Consider the following 18,706-nt stretch of genomic DNA (forward strand, 5'->3'; position numbering starts at 1 on the left):
GCGCCCAGAGCGCGATGACTGTGCACGGCGGGGCGTCACCTGTGAGGTGGCGCCCCGCCGTCGTGCTCCGTACTCACGCTCCCGCCTGACGGACGGACAGCCGCTCACCGAGCACCCATGGAAGAATGACGCGCATGTTGCGATGGCTCACGGCCGGCGAATCTCACGGCCCGTCCCTGATCTCCCTGCTTGATGGCGTACCTGCCGGTCTGGAGCTGACCACCGAGACACTCGCGAATCGTCTCGCACGTCGACGGCTCGGCCACGGGCGCGGCGCCCGCCAGGCCTTCGAGAAGGACGCTGTACGGGTGCTGTCCGGGCTGCGTCACGGGCGCACGATGGGCTCGCCCGTCGCCGTGGAGATCGGTAACACGGAGTGGCCCAAATGGGAGAAGGTCATGTCCGCCGACCCGGTGGATCCCGCGGACCTGCTCGTCGACGCCGGCACCGGTGATGAGCGCGAGATCGCCCGCAACCGTCCGCTGACCCGTCCCCGGCCCGGGCATGCAGACCTCGCCGGAATGCTGAAGTACGGCCACGATGAGGCCCGCCCGATCCTCGAGCGCGCCTCGGCGCGCGAGACCGCTGCCCGTGTGGTCGCCGGAGCTGTTGCGGCGGAGCTGCTCGAACAGGCCGCTGGGATCCGGCTCGTCTCACACACCCTGCGTGTCGGATCAGTGGCCGTGCCCGAGGACGCCCCGCTTCCCGGGCCCGAAGACTGTGCGGTGCTGGATGCTGATCCGCTGCGCTGCTTCCACGCGGAGACATCATCGGCGATGGTCGCAGAGGTCGACGCAGCCAAGAAGGACGGCGACACACTCGGTGGCGTTGTCGAGGTCCTCGCCTATGACGTTCCCGTGGGACTGGGCTCGCACACCCAGTGGGACCGGCGGCTCGACGGGCGCCTCGCCCAGGCCGTCATGTCCATCCAGGCGATGAAGGGTGTGGAGATCGGCGATGGCTTCGCGACAGCTGCCCGACGCGGATCGGTCGCACACGACGAGATCGTGCCCGGCGACGGGCCGGGGGGCACTGCCCGTGCCGCCAACCGCGCTGGTGGCCTCGAAGGCGGCATCAGCAACGGTCAGGTGATCCGGGTGCGCGGCGCCCTGAAACCGATCTCCACGGTGCCACGGGCGCTGCGCACCGTCGACGTCGGCACCGGTGAGGCAGCCACTGCGAACCACCAGCGCTCGGACGTCTGCGCTGTGGCGCCCGCGGCTGTGATCACCGAGGCGATGATTGCCCTCACGCTTGCCACCGCACTGCTAGAGAAAGCTGGTGGTGACAGCGTCGAGGAGATCCGAGCCCACCTGCGGGCCACCCACACGCTGCAGCGTGGAGACACCGCGTGAACGGTCCAGAAGGGTCCGCCGACGCGCTCTCAACCGGCCCGACGGTGATCCTGATCGGCCCCATGGCGGTCGGGAAGTCGACGGTCGGGCGGGAGCTGGCACGGCAACGCCAGGAGCCGTTTGCTGATCTTGACATCCTGATCGCCGAGGAGGCCGGGCGCAGCATCCCCGAAATCTTCGCCATCGACGGCGAAGAGTTCTTCCGCGCCCTGGAAGCCAGGGTCCTGAAGCAGGCGCTCGAGGACCACTGCGGTGTTCTCGCCCTGGGCGGGGGCGCCCCGCTACGGGCCGAATCCGCCGCTCGACTCCGCGGCCGACCCGTCGTCCTCATGGAGGTGGAGGAAGACACCGTCGTCGAACGAATCCAGCGGTCGACGGATCGCCCCATGCTCAACGGTCCCGATGCGCTGGCCAGATGGCGGGAAATTACCGCCGCCCGCATGCCCGTCTACCGCGAGCTGGCCCGGTGGACAGTGCGCTCTGGCCGAGACTCAATTCCCACCGTTGCACGCCGCATCCACGAGCTTGTCCGGGAGGACACTGCATGACCACGACCATCCCCGTCACCACACCCGATGGCGGCTATGACGTCATCATGGGGCGCGGCCTGCTCGCCGATCTGCACACACGTGTGCCCGAGCGCGCCCGTCGCGTCGTCATTGTGCACCAGCCCACCCTGCGTGAGATCGCCGATGACCTGCGTGAGAGCATCGCCGGAACCAGTCGGGACGTCTTCCTTGCCGAGGTCCCCGACGGCGAGGAAGCCAAGACCGCTCAGGTCGCCGGCTTCCTCTGGACCGTCTGTGGACAGGCTGGCCTTGGCCGTCACGACCTTGTCATCGGATTGGGCGGAGGCGCCGCCACGGATCTCGCTGGTTTCGTCGCCGCGACCTGGCTGCGCGGGATCGACGTATTGCAGGTGCCCACCACCGTCGCCGCAATGGTCGATGCGGCCGTCGGCGGCAAGACGGGCATCAATACGTCCGAGGGAAAGAATCTCGTCGGCTCCTTCCACCCGCCGATCGCGGTGCTCTCTGACCTCGACGTGCTTGCCGGGCTCGGTGCCCATGATGTCGCCGCCGGGCTCGCCGAAGCAGTCAAGGCAGGGTTCATCGCCGACGAACGGATCCTTGAGATCGTCGAAGCCGATCCGAAGGGTGCCCTTGACACCAGCAGCGCGGCGTTCACGGAGATCGTTGAACGTGCCGTCACTGTGAAGGCCACAGTCGTATCCGCCGATCTCACGGAGGCGGGAGAGCGAGAGATCCTCAACTACGGCCACACTCTCGCACACGCGATCGAACGCAACGAGCGCTATCAGTGGCGCCATGGAGCTGCTGTCGCGGTCGGCATGATGTTCGCTGCGGAACTCTCTCACCTAGCCGGGAAGCTCACGGAGAATGACGTCGACCGACACCGTGCGGTCATATCCTCGCTGGGACTGCCCGTGAGCTACCGGGGTCGGCAGTGGCCCAAGCTCGAAGAGGCCATGAAGCGTGACAAGAAGTCTCGCGCTGGGCTTCTACGCTTCGTCGTGCTGGACCGGATCGGTGTTCCCTCCCGCCTGGAGGGTCCGGACCCGGCGCTGCTGCTGTCGGCGTACGCCGCGATCACGGCGGACGAGGACTGATCATGACGGCGCTCGCCCTGCGCGACCGGATGCTCGGCGAAGGGGATCCGGCGATCATCGCTCCGCTCATCGGGACGGACGTTCTCACTCTCGCCCGAGAAGCGGGGAGCGCTGCCGATGCTGGGGTCGACATTGTCGAATGGCGTCTGGATCTGTTTCTCGACGTCCTCGGCAGGCAGGCCTATCGAGCAGCCGACGAACGGCTCACGGCTCGACGGATAGTCGAGGCCGTCTCTCCCGCTGCAGAGGCTATCCGCGACGCTCTTGACGGCCTGCCGCTCCTGGTAACCGTGCGCACTGCATCTGAGGGCGGACGACTCGAGATCGACCGGACAGACTATGGCCACCTCGTGGCGGCATTGGTCGATACCGCGTGGGCGCAGGCCCTCGACGTCGAGGCGCTCTCCCACCCGGGCCTGGTGGCGGACCTCTCGGCGTCGATGACGTCGCATCAGGTTGCGCTGATTGCCTCCCACCATCGCTTCGACACGACTCCGACGCCGGCAGATCTGGACCGGGTCCTGCAGCAGCTTGCCGATAGCGGGGCCGACGTCGTGAAGCTCGCGGTCATGCCGACGCAGCCCCAGCATGTCCTCGACCTGATGCTGGCGACGCGCCGCGCCGCCGATGCCTTGCCCGTTCCTGTCATCACCATGAGCATGGGGCCGCTTGGTTCGCTGTCCCGGCTTGCCGGGTCCGTCACCGGATCGGTCGCGACCTTCGCAACGCTCGGCGGCCTCTCCGCTCCTGGCCAGCTGCCCGTTGATCTGGTGCGCCAGGTGCAGGAGGTGATGCGATGACGGCCCCGCACGCCCCGGCGATCAAGCGGTTCCCGATCTTGGATCCGCCGATGCGGCCGTTACCGGATGGGATTCGTCTGCGCCCCTGGCGGGACTCTGATCTCCCACAAGCAGCCACCCTTGTCGAGGAGGCCTTTAGGATCAGCGCCTACGTGCCTGTCGACCGCGCGATTCGGCCCGCTCTTGTCCTCGACGTCCTCGATTCGCTCACCCGCTCGGATCATGCGCGTGTGGTCGAGAGCGATGGGCACGTGGCAGGCATCCTCATGGGGCAGCTACCCGGACGCCCCGGCATGCCCGGTGCTCGCCGATGGAGGGCGCTGCACATGGCGTGGAGAGTACGGGCCGCTGCTGCCGCTGGCTGTCATGTCCGCACATGGCGCGAGCAGCGGTTGTTCACCAGCTCTCATGAGCAGCTGCGTCGCCGGGCCCGCACAGAGCTCGGGCTTGAGCTCACACTGTTCCTCGTGTCAGCACGGCACCGCGGCAGCGGAATAGGCTCAATCCTCTTCATCGATTATCTGCACCGATTGCGCCGTGGGGGTGCGGGCCGTTTCCACCTGCACACCGATGACGGCTGTACCTGGGAATACTACGAGCGGCGGGGCATGGTGCGGATCGCCTCTGACCTCATCACCGTGAAGACACGCACGGGATTACGCGACGTGGAGACTTACCTGTACGTGGGCGATGCGTGAGGAGGCTCCTCATCGTCCCCGCTGACCGCGCCCCGGTCCACGCCGCGTGGCTGGGCGTCGTCAAGGCCGTCGACCTCACCGACATCGTCCGAGCTCGCCAGCTGTTCACCCAGCTCCTCCTGCCGCAGGTGGTCTGCAGCGAAGGCATCGCCGGCTCCCTCGGCAACCACCGGTATCGCTCCCGTCTCCAGAGCAACCCGACGTCGCTCTTCCCGTCGGGTGCGGCGCAGCAGCGCCTGCAGCTGCGTGCCCGACAGAGTGACCTGCCAGCCCTGGTGAGTCGGCAACCCCCATCGGCGCCATGCAGCAAGACCGGCGATGAATGAGCCGACCGCGACGGGGACGAGCACAAAGATCCCGGGGGTTCCGGTGCCCACCACGATCGCGGTGCCGATCGCGGTGATCAGCGCGCAGGTGGCATACAGTGGCCCACCGCCGAAGATCGACGGAATCCGACCCACCATCATGTCGCGGAACACACCGCCGCCCACGGCGGAGACGACCCCCAGCAGCAGCGCCGGGATCAGGTCCAGCCCGTAGGCAAGAGACTTCGCCGTTCCGGTCGCGGCCCACAGGCCGAGCGCGGTGACATCGAGCAGCACCATCAGTCGATTCCACCAGCGGCTGTCGGTACCGACCACGAAGGCGAACGCCGCACCGGAGAGCGCGCACACCAGATACCAGGGGCCCGTGAACGCCGCTGGCAGCTCGACCGGCAGAATCAGGTCACGCAGCAGGCCGCCGCCGAGCCCCGAGACCATGCCGATGGTCGCGAAGCCGACCGCGTCGAAATTCAGTCGGGCGGCAATCGCGCCGCCGGTGATGCCCATGACGACAACCCCCACCAGGTCGAGAGCACGCAGCAGGTCATTGCCGATGAGGAGGTCAACGGGAGTCACCCCCTCACCGTATGTGCCCTGACCGGCTGCACCCGAGGCCATCGGTCTAGCATGTGGCCCATGGCACCGCATCCATCCGGCGTCCCGACGGGGTCCGCCTCGTTCCCCGCGCGGCCGCGCATCGGGCTCACCGGCGGTATCGCCTCCGGCAAGTCCTCGGCCGCGGCTGTCCTGCGCGATGCCGGTGTGTGCGTGATCGATCTGGATGAGTATTCCCGGAAGGTCCTCGATGTGCCGGGCGAAGGGGTGGAGGACGCGATCGCCCGCTTCGGCGAACGCTTCCGCAACGCGTCAGGCACGATCGACCGTGCCGCCATGGCCGCGCTGGTGTTCTCCGATCCGCAGGCGCGCGCCGATCTCGAGAAGATCGTGCTGGGGCGCGTGGATGAGGCAGTCCGCAGGCGTGAGGCTGAGGCCGTCGCCGCGGGCGCCGAGTGCGTCGTGCACGACAACCCGCTTCTGTTCGAACGCGGCCGGGACGACGACTACATCCGGATCATCGCGGTTCTCGCCCCGCGCGAGGAGCGGATCACCCGGATCGTGCGCGATCGCGGCAAAGACCGTGCCTACGCGCAGTCCGTGATGTCCGCCCAGGTGAACGATCTCGAACGGATCCGCCGGGCCGACCGTCTGGTCCTGAATAACGCAGGCCGCGACCAGCTGCGCGTACGCACCCTGCACGCCTTTCACGCTGTGGTGGCAGACCTGCATCACGAATCGGACTGATTCCTGCCCGGCGCGTAGGCTCGACCCATGCGCCCCGTCACCGATCTCGTTCGCGCCGTCCACCCCTTCGAGGTCGTCTCCGAGTACGACCCCTCGGGCGACCAGCCGCAGGCCATTGAGGAGCTCGCCCGCCGGATCAACGATGGTGAGCAGGATGTTGTGCTGCTGGGAGCCACCGGTACGGGCAAGAGCGCCACCACGGCCTGGCTGATCGAGAAGCTGCAGCGTCCAACCCTGGTGATGGCTCACAACAAGACGCTCGCTGCCCAGCTCGCCAGCGAGTTCCGGGAGCTGCTGCCACACAACGCTGTGGAGTACTTCGTCTCTTACTACGACTACTACCAGCCCGAGGCGTACGTTCCGCAGTCGGACACCTATATCGAGAAGGATTCCTCCATCAACGCCGAGGTGGAGCGGCTGCGGCACAGCGCGACGAATTCGCTGCTGACGCGACGCGATGTCGTGGTTGTCTCCTCGGTCTCCTGCATCTACGGCCTGGGCACGCCGCAGGAGTACGTCGATCGGATGGTGCGTCTGGCGCGCGGCGACCAGATGGACCGTGACGACTTACTGCGGAAGTTCGTGGACATGCAGTACGACCGCAATGATGTGTCCTTCGAGCGCGGCACGTTCCGGGTGCGCGGCGATACCGTCGAGATCATCCCGATGTATGAGGAGCTCGCTCTGCGCATCGAGTTCTTCGGCGACGAGGTCGACGCGCTGTACACGCTGCACCCGCTCACCGGCGAGGTGATCCGCGAGGAGCAGGAGATCCACATCTTCCCCGCCTCCCACTACGTGGCGGGCCCGGAGCGGTTGGCAAAGGCGATCGACTCCATTGAGGTGGAGCTGGGGGAGAGGCTCGCGGAGCTCGAGTCCCAGAACAAGCTGCTGGAGGCGCAGCGGCTGCGGATGCGCACCGCGCACGACCTGGAGATGCTGCGCCAGATGGGCACCACGAACGGGGTGGAGAACTACTCGCGCCACCTTGACGGCCGCGGCCCCGGCACCCCGCCGAACACCCTCCTGGACTATTTCCCGGAGGACTTTCTCCTGGTGGTCGATGAGTCGCACGTGACGGTGCCGCAGATCGGTGCGATGTACGAGGGCGACCGGTCACGCAAACGCACGCTGGTGGATTTCGGGTTCCGTCTGCCGAGTGCACTGGACAACCGGCCGCTGACCTTCGATGAGTTCACCGAACGCATCGGACAGACCGTCTACCTCTCCGCCACGCCGGCGCCGTACGAACTGGAGCGCAGTCACGGTGTGGTCGAGCAGATCATTCGGCCGACGGGCCTGGTGGATCCCGAAGTGATCGTCAAGCCCGTGAAGGGGCAGATCGATGACCTGCGTGTGGAGATCGAGAAACGGGTGCAGGCCGACGAGCGAGTGCTGGTGACCACCCTGACCAAGCGGATGGCGGAAGACCTCACCGACTTCCTGCTGGAGAACGGTGTACGCGTGCAGTACCTCCACTCCGATGTGGACACCCTGCGCCGCGTCGAGCTGCTGCGCTCGCTGCGTTTGGGCGAGTTCGACGTGCTCGTGGGCATCAACCTGCTGCGCGAGGGACTCGATCTGCCGGAGGTGTCGTTGGTGTCGATTCTTGACGCCGACAAGGAGGGCTTCCTGCGTTCGCGCACGTCCCTGATCCAGACCATCGGGCGCGCCGCCCGTAACGTGTCTGGGCAGGTGCACATGTATGCAGACACGATCACGGAGTCCATGCGCGAGGCCATCGACGAGACGAACCGCCGCCGCGAGAAACAGATCGCGTACAACACCGAGCACGGCATCGACCCGACGCCGCTGCGCAAGCGCATCGCTGACGTCACCGACATGCTGGCTCGGGAGGACATCGACACGGAGACGCTGCTGTCCACCGACTACCGTTCCGGAAAGGAGCGCGTGCAGCGCGAACGCGCTCGTCTGCGTGTCGTTGACTCCGTGGCGAACCGCACCGTGGATCTGGGGGACGACCCGGTGGCGGCGCTCAGCGGCATGATCGACGAGCTCACTGGCCAGATGCACCAGGCGGCTGAGTCGCTGCAGTTCGAGGTCGCGGCCCGACTGCGCGACGAAGTGGAGGAGCTGAAGAAGGAACTGCGCCAGGTTCAGCGCAGTTCCTGAGGCAGCAGCGCTCACTCCGTTCCGGAGCGTTCGCTGATCCGCAGATCCAGCGGAAAGTCCACGCTGCTCGACGGGAACAGCAGCCTTCCTGCATCGGTCGCAGCCGTGCGCACCGCGGCAGCCACTTCATGCGCCTGTTCTGCCGGAGTGTGCACCATGACTTCATCGTGCAGGAACAGCACCAGGTGGGCGCGTCGGCAGAACACCGGCCCGGAGGCCGCCGCGGGCGCGGCATCCATCTGTGGCAGGGCGTGGAGGCGTGTGCGCAGCAGCCCCATCCAGGCGAGCGCCCACTCCGCAGCGGTGCCCTGCACGACGAAATTGCGAGTGAACCTGCCGCGATCGCGCGCCGCACGGCGCGCTGCGGCCTGCTCCTGGTCCGAGGAACCGGGTTGGGCTGCCGCGCTCTGCTGCGCGACCCAGGAGCCAGGTGGCGGGGGAGTGGAGCGGCCCAGCAGCGTGCTCACCGCGCCGCCGCGTTCCCCGACCTCAGCAGCACCGTCCACCACTCTCATGGCGGCAGGGAACTGTTGCCGCAGTCGCGCCACGACACGACCCGCATCACCGCTGGTCCCGCCGTAGAGGGCGCCGAGCATTCCGACCTTCGCCTCCTGGCGGGTGCCGACGATACCTGCCGCGACGATGCCGCTGTACAGATCTTGGCCTCGTGCCGCCGTGGCCAGAGCGTCGTCGCCGGACAGGGCCGCGAGAGCGCGTGGCTCGAGCTGTGACACGTCGGCGCTCACGAGCGTCCAGCCGTCGTCGGCTCGTATACAGGAGCGCAACTGACGGGGGATCTGCAGCGCGCCGCCCCCGGCGGCCGCCCAACGACCGGTGACCACCCCACCGGGCACGTAGACCGGACGGTAGCGGCCCTCCCGGATCCACGCCTCCATCCACTGCCAGCCGTTCGCCGTGAGCAGTCGATGCATCTGCTTGTAGCGCAGCAGCGGTGCGATCACCGGATGATCCAGGCCCTCAAGCTCCCATTTCGATGTCGAGGACACATCGACGCCAGCACGCCGCAGCGCACGCAGCAGACGCGGCGGTGAATCCACCACCAGCGTCGGATCATCGAGAGCAGCGCGCACAGCCGCCGCTTGCTCGGCCATGAGCTGGGGCACCTGGTCGCGGCCGGGTCGGGGGCCGAGTTCGTCACGAAGGATTCGGTCATGCTCAGCGACGTCCCAGGGGATCCCGGCGTCGTGCATCTCCGCGGCGATCAGGGCGCCGACGGACTCGGCGGCGAGCAGCAGGCGCAGATGATCCGCACCATGCGCGGTGGCGAGGGCCCTGTGCTGCCGCCGCAGTTCCTCAACCGTCTCGGCGAAGGAATCCGGGCTGGGACCGACGGGCCGTGTGTCCAGTTCGAACAGAGCCACGTTCTCCGATAGAGGTTCGGCCTCTGGTGCGGTGGGGTCCCACATCACCGCCTGCTGCAGTGCAGTGGCGTCGACAATGCGCGTGGACCGAGCGAGGATCGCGTGAGCGAGACGCAGATCCAGGCACCGCCGCACCCGTACTCCGGTGCGCAGGAGCGGCGGGTACCACCTGGATGTATCCGACCAGACCCAGCGCACCGGATCAGGAAGCGTCTCCTGCTGGGCGACCATGTCGGGCCACGCGTCAGCGCAGACCGTGCCGTCATCGACCTGCTCGCCCGCTATCAGATCCGTCCACCGGATCTGCTCAGCCCCTTCCTGCCCGACGATACGCAGACGTTCGGGACGGTGCTCGTTCACCAGCCGCGTTCACGCCACTGGGGCAGTGAGGGCCGCTGCTCTCCGAGCGTGGTGTCGTCACCGTGGCCGGGATACACCCAGGTGTCGTCTCCGAGCTCGGCGAAGATCCGCTGCTCGACATCATCGATCAGTGTGGCGAAGCGCTCCGCATCACCCTGCGTGGCTCCGACGCCCCCGGGGAAGAGCGAGTCGCCGGTGAACAGGTGATCGCCATCATTGCCGCCGCGCCACAGCAGGGCGATCGACCCCGGAGTGTGCCCTCGAAGCCCGATCACGTGCAGGTCGTGCACGCCCACACGCACAACGTCGCCATGCTCGAGCAGGAGGTCGCTCGGCGTCGGGATCGCGGGTGCATCCTGCGCCCCGGCTGCGGTGCGGGCACCGGTGGCGGCCACCATGGCGGGGAGGGCACCGATGTGGTCGTGATGGCTGTGCGTGGTGACGATCGTGTCGAGCCGACCGGTCGGCGAGCCTTCACGAATCAGCCGCTGCAGCCGTTGCGGTTCTGCGGCTGCATCGATGAGCAGCTGGCCTCCGGAGACACGGCAGGTGAGCAGATAGGCGTTGTTGTCCATCGGCCCGACCGACATCTTGCGGATCAGCAGGGTGGACAGCTGCCGCAGCGCAGGCTCACCACCCGATTCGACATGTCCGGTGTAGGCGTCATCGCGTGCGGGATGGGCTGCAGTCGTCATAGCGGCAGTATCGCGGACCTCACATCGTGGTGCGAGCCGCGGTGTGACTCCCACGGCCACGGCGGTGGACTGTCGGAGCCCGCTCGTAGGATGGCCGGGTGACTGAGACACTCGTGGTCCGCGGCGCGCGGGAGCACAACCTGAAGAACATCGATCTGGAGATCCCCCGCAACAAGCTGGTGGTCTTCTCCGGATTGTCGGGATCAGGCAAGAGCTCCCTCGCCTTCGACACCATTTTCGCGGAGGGGCAGCGGCGCTATGTCGAGTCGCTGAGCGCATACGCCCGCCAGTTCCTCGGACAGATGGACAAACCGTCGGTGGACCTGATCGAGGGGCTCTCACCGGCAGTGTCGATCGACCAGAAATCCACCAGCCGCAACCCGCGCTCGACCGTCGGCACGATCACGGAGATCTACGACTACCTGCGCCTGCTCTTCTCCCGCACCGGCATCCAGCATTGCCCCGTCTGCGGTGAGCGAGTGGCCGCCACCAGCGCTGAGCAAATCGTCGACGTGCTCGTGGACATGGAGCCGGGCACTCGCTTTCAGCTGCTCGCCCCCGTGATCGTGGGCCGTAAGGGCGAACATGTCGAGCTACTCAGCTCCCTGCGCTCTCAGGGCTACTCGCGCGTACGGATCGACGGCGTGGTGCGGCGTCTGGACGAGGAGATCAGCCTTGAGCGCAAGCTCAAGCACACAATCGAAGTGGTCGTGGACCGTCTCGCGGTGAAGCCGGATGCACGCCGTCGCCTGACCGACTCAGTCGAGACGGCGCTGCGCCTTGCCGACGGCGTTCTGGTGATCGACTATGTGGATCGACCCGAGGATGCCCCCGATCGGGAGCGTCGCTTCTCTGAAGCTGCCACCTGCCCGAACGGGCACGATCTCGCCATTGATGACATCGAGCCGCGCGCCTTCTCCTTCAACGCTCCCTATGGCGCCTGCCCCGAATGCACGGGCCTGGGGATGCGCCTGGAGGTCGACGAGCAGCTCGTGATCCCCGATGAAGAGCTGACCCTCGCACAGGGCGCTATCGCACCGTGGACCATGGGCTCCGCCGACCACCACCAGCAGATGATGGCCGGCCTCGCCGAGGACCTGAAGATCGATCTGGACACCCCGTGGCGGGCGTTGCCATCCCGCGCCAAGGAGGCGCTGCTGCATGGCAAGGACTACACCGTCCACGTGCGCTACCGGAACCGCTTCGGCCGCGAACGCACGTACTCGACAGGATTCGAGGGCGTGATCCACTTCCTGAACCGTCGCCACGCGGATACGGAGTCAGACTGGGCGAAGGACCGCTACGAACAGTTCATGCGTGAGGTCCCGTGCCGTGCCTGCGGCGGCGCCCGGCTGCGCCCGGAGATCCTTGCCGTGACTGTGGGTGGGCGCTCCATCGCCCAGGTGTGCGAGATGCCGCTTGACGAGGCGCGTGACTTCCTGCGCTCGATCGAACTGTCCGAACGCGACGCCGCCATCGCCGACGAGATTCTGCGCGAGCTCGATTCGCGCCTCGGATTCCTCCTCGATGTTGGCCTGGACTACCTCAGTCTGGCCCGCGCAGCCGGCACCCTCTCCGGCGGCGAAGCACAGCGCATTCGGCTCGCCACCCAGATCGGCTCCGGTTTGGTGGGGGTGCTGTATGTGCTCGACGAGCCCTCCATCGGCCTGCACCAGCGCGACAATGAGCGGCTCATCGCAACGCTCAAGCGTCTGCGGGACCTCGGCAACACCCTGATCGTTGTCGAGCATGACGAAGACACGCTCCACGCCGCTGATTGGGTGGTCGATATCGGTCCACTCGCCGGCGAGCGGGGCGGGCATGTGGTCCACTCCGGCACGGTCGCCGACCTCGAGCGCAATCGGGACTCACTGACCGGGCGTTACCTCTGCGGTGATCTGTCCATTCCACTGCCGCTCAGCCGACGGGCTGTCGACCCCGACCGCATGCTCACCGTCGTCGGCCCACGCGCCAATAACCTGCAGGGCGAGGACGTGCGCTTCCCACTCGGTGTGCTGACCGCTGTCACCGGCGTCTCCGGCTCCGGCAAATCCTCGCTGGTCAACGACATCCTGTACACGGTGCTCGCCAAGGAGCTGAACGGCGCCCGCGTGGTGCCGGGCAAGCACAAACGCGTGGACGGCCTGGCCCAGCTGGACAAGGTCGTGCACGTCGATCAATCACCCATCGGTCGCACGCCGCGCTCGAATCCCGCGACATACACGGGCGTATGGGACCGAGTGCGGACCCTGTTCGCTCAGACGAACGAGGCGAAGATCCGCGGCTACACCGCCGGACGGTTCTCCTTCAACGTCAAGGGCGGGCGCTGCGAGTCCTGCTCGGGTGACGGCACGATCAAGATCGAGATGAACTTCCTGCCCGACGTCTACGTGCAGTGCGAGGTCTGCCACGGAAACCGCTACAACCGCGAAACCCTCGAGGTGCGGTTCAAGGGCAAGAATGTTGCCGAAGTCCTCGCTATGCCGATCGAGGATGCGGTCGAATTCTTCGACGCCGTCCCCGCGATCCGTCGCCAGCTGCAGACGCTGTGCGATGTGGGCCTGGGCTATGTGCGCCTCGGGCAGAGTGCCACCACCCTCTCCGGCGGTGAGGCGCAGCGCGTGAAGCTCGCCTCCGAACTGCATAAGCGTTCGAAGGGTCGCACCATTTACGTGCTCGATGAACCCACCACGGGGCTGCACTTTGAGGACGTCCGCAAGCTCCTCGAGGTGCTGCAGGGCCTGGTGGACAAGGGAAACACCGTGGTGGTGATCGAGCACAATCTTGATGTCATCAAGTCCGCTGACCACGTGATCGATCTGGGGCCTGAGGGCGGCAGCGGCGGCGGCCGCGTCATCGCTGAAGGGACCCCGGAGCAGATCGCCCTGGTGGAGCAGTCCCACACCGGCAGGTTCCTGAAGACTCTGCTGGACGCCGCACGGAGCTGACACGTGGCCGACCCCTCGACGTACCGGCCCCGCACAGGAGACATCCCCACCTCGCCGGGGGTGTACCGCTTCCGCGATGAGCATGAGCGTGTGATCTACGTCGGCAAAGCGAAGAACCTGCGACAACGGCTGACGAACTATTTCCAGGACCTCACCGTTCTGCACCCGCGTACGCGCCGCATGGTCACCAGCGCCGCCCGTGTCGAGTGGACCGTGGTCACCACTGAAGTGGAAGCACTCACCCTCGAGTACTCCTGGATCAAGGAGTACGACCCGCGCTTCAACGTCAAATTCCGCGACGACAAGTCCTACCCCTATCTCGCCGTGACCATGGGGGAGAAGTTTCCGCGCGTCCATGTCACGCGCCGACCGCGCAGCCGCACCGACCGCTCCTTCGGCCCGTACACCCAGGTGTGGGCGATCCGAGAGACGGTGGATCTCATGCTGCGGGTCTTCCCCGTGCGCACCTGCTCGGCTGGCGTGTTCCGGCGGGCGGAGCGTTCCGGACGCGCCTGCCTGCTGGGTTTCATCGGGAAGTGCTCCGCTCCGTGCACTGGCCAGATCAGCGCTGAGGATCACCGCCAGCTAGCAGAGCAGTTCTGCGACTTCATGGCCGGCAACACGGGCGCCCATCTGCGCCGCATCGACGATGAGATGCGTCAGGCCGCAGCCCGTATGGACTACGAGACAGCTGCGAGCCTGCGTGATGACCTGCGCGCCCTCGAATCCGTGATGGCGAAGAACTCGGTGGTGCTCCCCGATGCGACCGATGCCGACCTCATTGGTCTTGTCCATGACGAGCTCGAGGCCTCCGTGCAGGTGTTCCATGTGCGCGGTGGCAGGATTCGCGGCCAACGCGGCTGGACCGCGGAGATCCTCGACGCCTCCACCGAACAGGATCTGATGCAGCGTGCCCTGCTCACCCTGTACAGCGAGGATCCGCCCCCACGAGAAGTGCTCGTGAGCACTCTGCCCGATGAGCTCGATGACGTGCGCGAGATCCTCGGGCCGCGAACGCAGCTGCGCGTCCCTTTGCGAGGGGAGAAGAAGGAGCTGCTCGCCACGGTGTCTGCGAACGCGCAGGAGGCCCTGCGTATGCACCGCTTGCGGCGCACCGGTGACCTCACGGCCCGCAGCAAGGCGCTCGAGGACCTGGCCGAGGCGCTCGAGCTGGACGAGCCGCCGCTGCGCATCGAATGCTTCGACGTCTCGCACACGCAGGGGACGAACGTTGTTGCCTCGATGGTGGTCTTCGAGGACGGGTTGCCGAAGAAGAGCGAGTATCGGCACTTCTCCGTCCGGGGCGAGGCTGCTCGCGATGACACCGCCTCGATGTACGACGTGATCCGTCGGCGCCTGGTGCGCCATCTGGAACCGGAGCCGGACACCAAGGACGAGGACCGCCGACGCTTCGCCTACCCGCCCTCCCTGATTCTCGTGGACGGCGGACCCGCGCAGGTGGCGGCCGCCCAGCGCGCCTTCGACGACCTCGGCGTGCACGACATCGCCCTGGCAGGCATCGCCAAGCGGCTCGAAGAGATCTGGCTGCCGGGGGAGGAGTATCCAGTGATCCTGCCCCGCACCAGCGAAGCGCTGTTCCTTGTGCAGCGCCTGCGCGATGAGGCGCACCGCTTCGCCATCCGCTACCACCGCTCCAGCCGGGGCCGCGCCATGCAGTCCAGTGCCCTGGACGGCATCCCCGGTCTGGGGCCGGCCCGGCGCCGCGCCTTGCTCGATGAGTTCGTGACTGTCGCGGCGATCCGAGAAGCATCCGAGGAAGAGCTCACCCGCGTGCAGGGCATCGGGCCCGCGTTGGCCGCCCAGATCAGTAGCGCGCTACGATCCGGGGGAACCACAGCGGAGACGGACTGCAGGACCAGCGAGGTCGAGGCCGCAGTCGACATGGCGACGGGGGAGATCCTGGATGGCTGAGAGCGAACACGTCGCCGCACCGTCAGATCCTGCGCCGCAGCACGGAGATGAACGCCCCGGTGAGGTCGTGATCATCACCGGGTTGGCCGGTGCGGGTCGCGAGACTGCTGCCCATGCCCTGGAGGATCTGGGCTGGTACGTCGTGTTCAACATCGCCCCGCAGCTCATCGGCACCCTGTACGAGCTGCAGGCTTCCGCTGAAGGACTGGACAACCGTTTCGCCGTCGTCGTCGACCCGCGGTCAGGCCCGTTCTTCTCGGAGCTGTCCGATGTCATACGCGAGCTGCGCCGTCGCGACATCCGGGTACGTCTGGTGTTCCTCACCGCCGACGAGTCGACGCTCGTGCGACGCTTCGACTCGGTGCGCCGACCGCACCCGCTGCAGGGCGAGGAAGGCGTGGTCGAAGGGATCCGTCGGGAACGGGAGATGCTCGCCCCGTACCGTCGGCTGGCCGACGTGGTGATCGATACGTCACCGCTGAACGTTCATCAGCTCACCATGAAGATGCGGGACGCTTTCGGCACCCGTGATGAGCGTCGACTGACCGTGAACATGCTGTCCTTCGGCTTCAAATACGGTATCCCGATCGAAGCTGATCACGTCAGTGACGTGCGGTTCATCCCGAACCCGTACTGGGTGCCAGGGCTGCGTCCCCTGCGCGGCACTGATCGTCAGGTCGCCGAGTATGTGCTCGGCGATGCCAACGCGGCAGAGTTCGTCGACAAATACCTCGACATGATCACTCCGGTACTGCGTGGCTACAGCATCGAGAACAAACACTTCACGACGCTCGCGATCGGCTGCACTGGTGGCAAGCACCGCTCTGTAGCGATTGCTGAGCACATCGGCGAGCAGCTGCGTCGCCGCGGACATGCGGTGCGGATCCGGCACCGAGATCTGGGGCGCGAGTGACCACGGTTCCGAAGCCGATGAGGCGGCGCATGGGCCGCGTCGAACGAACGAAACGCGCTCGGCGGGGCCGGCGTGATGATCCCGCCTCGCCATTGCGTGTCGTGGCGCTCGGCGGCGGTCACGGTCTGGCCGCGAACCTGCGTGCTCTGCGACTCCTGGCCGACGACGTGACCGCCGTGGTCACCGTTGCGGACAACGGCGGTTCCTCAGGGCGGATCCGCAGTGAGATCCCGGTGCTTCCCCCCGGTGATCTGCGCATGGCGCTTGCGGCACTGTGCGAGGACTCCGATTGGGGAAGCATCTGGGGTGACGTGATCCAGCACCGGTTCTCGACCGCCGGTGAGCTGGACGGTCACGCCCTGGGCAACCTGCTGATGGTCGCCCTCTGGCAGATTCTCGAGGACCCGATCGAGGGACTCGACCAGATGGGGCAGCTGCTCGGAATACGAGGCCGGGTTCTGCCCATGGCGCTTGACCCCCTGGACATCGAGGCCGACGTCATCGACCGCCATGGCGACTCGCAGGTTGTGCGCGGCCAGTGGCAGGTGGCCACAGCAGAAGGACGCGTGAAGCAAGTGCGGCTCACCCCCGCGGCTCCGCGCGTGCCGCAGGACGTGATCACCGCGATCGCCGAGGCTGACTGGATCATCGTCGGTCCGGGATCCTGGTACACCTCGGTGCTGCCGCACCTGATGATCCCGCAGATCGCTGACGCGATCCGCACCACCAGCGCTCGGCGCTGCATCACCATGAATCTCACCGCCGGCGCTCAGGAGACCGAAGGCATGACCAGCGAGGACCTGCTGGACGTGCTGATCGCTCATGCGCCAGGCACACGCTTCGACGCGCTCGTGGCTGACCCCACGGCGCTCGACGACGCGATCGACCTGACTCGCCGAGCTCGAGCGGCGGGCATTCAGACGTTGCTGCGGCAGGTGAGCATCGGGGACGGCTCTGCCGTGCACGACCCGGTGCGTCTGGCCGCGGCGTACCGCGACATCTTCGACGGGGTCTATGGAGACGTGCCGGCACCGGGGGCGCCGCGCACGGGGAGGAGCACGACGGATGGCACTGACAGCTGACGCCAAGGAGGAACTCAGCCACCTTGAGATCACGCGCCCTTCGGCGCGTAAGGCGGAGGCCGCGGCGATGCTGCGGTTCGCCGGTGGTCTGCATCTGGTGGCGGGGCGCGTCGTCGTAGAGGCGGAACTGGATTCCGCCGCCGTCGCCCGTCGTCTGCACGGGATCATCGCGGAGATGTACGGGCATCGCGCCGAGTTCACCGTGCTGGCCCCCTCGGGGATCCGCCGCACCACCCGCTACATCCTGCGGGTCGAGCGTGATGGCGGCATCCTTGCGCGTCAGGTCGGAATGCTCGATGCTCGCGGTCGGCCGGTGCGCGGCATGCCGCCCGCTGTGGTCGCCGGCGCGACGGTGGATGCCGAGGCTGCGTGGCGCGGCGCCTTCCTTGCCCGCGGCACGCTCACCGAGCCGGGTCGCAGCGCGGCGCTTGAACTGTCGTGCCCCGGCCCGGAGGTCGCACTCGCTATGGTCGGCGCCGCTCGCCGTCTCGGCGTCGCCGCGAAGGCGCGGGAAGTGCGGGGCGTGGATCGGGTTGTCATGCGCGACGGGGACGCCATCGCGGCGCTGCTCACGTGCATGGGTGCGCACCAGACAGTGCTCGCCTGGGAAGAGAAGCGCACGCGTCGGGAAGTGCGCGCCACAGCGCATCGTTTAGCGAACTTCGATGACGCGAACCTGCGTCGATCTGCGCGGGCAGCCGTGGCGGCGGGACAACGTGTGCAGCGGGCGCTTGAGATCCTCGGCGATGATGTGCCCGAGCATCTTCGTGTGGCTGGCGAGCTGCGTCTAGAGCACAAGCAGGCCTCGCTCGAGGAACTCGGCCGGAAGGCAGAGCCCCCGATGACGAAGGACGCGATTGCCGGCCGTATTCGCCGACTGCTGGCGATGGCGGACAAGCGTGCCGCGGAGCTCGGTATCCCCGGCACGGAAGACGTGGTGGATGAAGACGCACTGCCCGACGGCGTGCCGGAGTGAGCATCGGCAGCGCTCATGCCCCCGTGTCCCGTGCTCGTCAGCACACGGGGACGTGTCTGGCCGTGGATGATCGAGTTATACCCCCGTTGTGACCTGGGTGGATGCAGTGAGGACCATCGACCCGCCACGTCCACGTCACCGGATTGATACGCTAGACGCGTCGTCGGTCACAGATCG

The 18,706-nt window shown here is 67.1% G+C and carries 15 protein-coding genes; 12 read left to right on the forward strand and 3 right to left on the reverse strand.

All coding sequences use genetic code 11. The features are described 5' to 3' along the window. Nucleotides 1–134: 134 nt before the first annotated feature. From aroC to C8271_RS07290, 5 genes are read left to right on the forward strand one after another with little or no spacing between them, the layout of a single operon-like run. Nucleotides 135–1,355, forward strand: a complete 1,221-nt coding sequence (gene aroC, locus C8271_RS07270) for a chorismate synthase (protein WP_106506747.1) — start codon at nt 135–137, stop codon at nt 1,353–1,355. Further along, the gene (locus C8271_RS07275; protein ID WP_245921016.1) at nt 1,352–1,903 is read left to right on the forward strand and encodes a shikimate kinase; all 552 of its coding nucleotides are present in this window, start codon (nt 1,352–1,354) and stop codon (nt 1,901–1,903) included. Before aroC ends, C8271_RS07275 begins: the two co-directional genes overlap by 4 nt. Further along, nucleotides 1,900–2,985 (forward strand): 3-dehydroquinate synthase, encoded by a 1,086-nt coding sequence (gene aroB, locus C8271_RS07280; protein WP_106506748.1) that lies wholly within the window; start codon nt 1,900–1,902, stop codon nt 2,983–2,985. Before C8271_RS07275 ends, aroB begins: the two co-directional genes overlap by 4 nt. A 2-nt stretch (nt 2,986–2,987) precedes the next feature. Continuing rightward, a complete protein-coding gene (gene aroD, locus C8271_RS07285; RefSeq protein WP_106506749.1) occupies nt 2,988–3,785 on the forward strand; it encodes a type I 3-dehydroquinate dehydratase in 798 nt (265 codons plus the stop codon). Next, on the forward strand, nt 3,782–4,483 hold the full coding sequence (locus C8271_RS07290) for a GNAT family protein (RefSeq protein ID WP_106506750.1): 702 nt from the start codon (nt 3,782–3,784) through the stop codon (nt 4,481–4,483). The genes aroD and C8271_RS07290 overlap by 4 nt, the downstream gene beginning before the upstream one ends. On the opposite strand, the gene C8271_RS07295 is transcribed toward C8271_RS07290, so the two are convergent. Then, complete coding sequence (locus C8271_RS07295) at nt 4,459–5,382, reverse strand: trimeric intracellular cation channel family protein (RefSeq protein ID WP_106507946.1); 924 nt, start codon at nt 5,380–5,382, stop codon at nt 4,459–4,461. The two genes, C8271_RS07290 and C8271_RS07295, sit on opposite strands and share 25 nt — an antisense overlap. 60 nt (nt 5,383–5,442) lie before the next feature. On the opposite strand from C8271_RS07295, the gene coaE reads away from it, so the two are divergent. Both coaE and uvrB read left to right on the forward strand, forming a co-directional pair. After that, the gene (gene coaE / locus C8271_RS07300; protein ID WP_106506751.1) at nt 5,443–6,108 is read left to right on the forward strand and encodes a dephospho-CoA kinase; all 666 of its coding nucleotides are present in this window, start codon (nt 5,443–5,445) and stop codon (nt 6,106–6,108) included. 27 nt (nt 6,109–6,135) lie between these two features. After that, entirely contained in the window at nt 6,136–8,241 is a 2,106-nt protein-coding gene (gene uvrB, locus C8271_RS07305) for an excinuclease ABC subunit UvrB (protein WP_106506752.1), read from the forward strand. Nucleotides 8,242–8,252: 11 nt separating this feature from the next. Here the strand turns inward: uvrB and C8271_RS07310 are convergent, their stop codons facing one another. Next, the gene (locus C8271_RS07310) at nt 8,253–9,983 is read right to left on the reverse strand and encodes a bifunctional 3'-5' exonuclease/DNA polymerase (RefSeq protein WP_245921018.1); all 1,731 of its coding nucleotides are present in this window, start codon (nt 9,981–9,983) and stop codon (nt 8,253–8,255) included. Continuing rightward, nucleotides 9,980–10,678, reverse strand: coding sequence for an MBL fold metallo-hydrolase (locus C8271_RS07315; RefSeq protein WP_106506753.1), 699 nt, complete (start codon nt 10,676–10,678; stop codon nt 9,980–9,982). The genes C8271_RS07310 and C8271_RS07315 overlap by 4 nt, the downstream gene beginning before the upstream one ends. Nucleotides 10,679–10,776: 98 nt before the next feature. On the opposite strand from C8271_RS07315, the gene uvrA reads away from it, so the two are divergent. The 5 genes from uvrA to whiA are packed head-to-tail and all read left to right on the forward strand — an operon-like array spanning nt 10,777 to nt 18,529. Further along, on the forward strand, nt 10,777–13,626 hold the full coding sequence (gene uvrA / locus C8271_RS07320) for an excinuclease ABC subunit UvrA (RefSeq protein WP_106506754.1): 2,850 nt from the start codon (nt 10,777–10,779) through the stop codon (nt 13,624–13,626). A 3-nt stretch (nt 13,627–13,629) separates the two neighbouring features. Beyond that, complete coding sequence (uvrC, locus tag C8271_RS07325) at nt 13,630–15,558, forward strand: excinuclease ABC subunit UvrC (RefSeq protein ID WP_106506755.1); 1,929 nt, start codon at nt 13,630–13,632, stop codon at nt 15,556–15,558. Next, nucleotides 15,551–16,471, forward strand: a complete 921-nt coding sequence (rapZ, locus tag C8271_RS07330; RefSeq protein ID WP_106506756.1) for an RNase adapter RapZ — start codon at nt 15,551–15,553, stop codon at nt 16,469–16,471. Before uvrC ends, rapZ begins: the two co-directional genes overlap by 8 nt. A 29-nt stretch (nt 16,472–16,500) precedes the next feature. Then, a complete protein-coding gene (locus C8271_RS07335; protein ID WP_245921021.1) occupies nt 16,501–17,553 on the forward strand; it encodes a gluconeogenesis factor YvcK family protein in 1,053 nt (350 codons plus the stop codon). After that, nucleotides 17,537–18,529 (forward strand): DNA-binding protein WhiA, encoded by a 993-nt coding sequence (gene whiA, locus C8271_RS07340; RefSeq protein ID WP_106506757.1) that lies wholly within the window; start codon nt 17,537–17,539, stop codon nt 18,527–18,529. The genes C8271_RS07335 and whiA overlap by 17 nt, the downstream gene beginning before the upstream one ends. The last annotated feature ends 177 nt before the right edge of the window (nt 18,530–18,706 follow it).

It is taken from the genome of Brachybacterium timonense, assembly GCF_900258505.1.
GTDB classification, from domain to species: domain Bacteria; phylum Actinomycetota; class Actinomycetes; order Actinomycetales; family Dermabacteraceae; genus Brachybacterium; species Brachybacterium timonense.

Coding starts and splice junctions, on each gene's coding strand:
- aroC (WP_106506747.1), top strand. CDS start 135: ATGTTGCGATGGCTCACGGCCGGCGAATCTCACGGCCCGTCCCTGATC.
- aroB (WP_106506748.1), top strand. CDS start 1,900: ATGACCACGACCATCCCCGTCACCACACCCGATGGCGGCTATGACGTC.
- aroD (WP_106506749.1), top strand. CDS start 2,988: ATGACGGCGCTCGCCCTGCGCGACCGGATGCTCGGCGAAGGGGATCCG.
- C8271_RS07290 (WP_106506750.1), top strand. CDS start 3,782: ATGACGGCCCCGCACGCCCCGGCGATCAAGCGGTTCCCGATCTTGGAT.
- coaE (WP_106506751.1), top strand. CDS start 5,443: ATGGCACCGCATCCATCCGGCGTCCCGACGGGGTCCGCCTCGTTCCCC.
- uvrB (WP_106506752.1), top strand. CDS start 6,136: ATGCGCCCCGTCACCGATCTCGTTCGCGCCGTCCACCCCTTCGAGGTC.
- C8271_RS07315 (WP_106506753.1), bottom strand. CDS start 10,678: ATGACGACTGCAGCCCATCCCGCACGCGATGACGCCTACACCGGACAT.
- rapZ (WP_106506756.1), top strand. CDS start 15,551: ATGGCTGAGAGCGAACACGTCGCCGCACCGTCAGATCCTGCGCCGCAG.
- C8271_RS07335 (WP_245921021.1), top strand. CDS start 16,501: ATGGGCCGCGTCGAACGAACGAAACGCGCTCGGCGGGGCCGGCGTGAT.
- whiA (WP_106506757.1), top strand. CDS start 17,537: ATGGCACTGACAGCTGACGCCAAGGAGGAACTCAGCCACCTTGAGATC.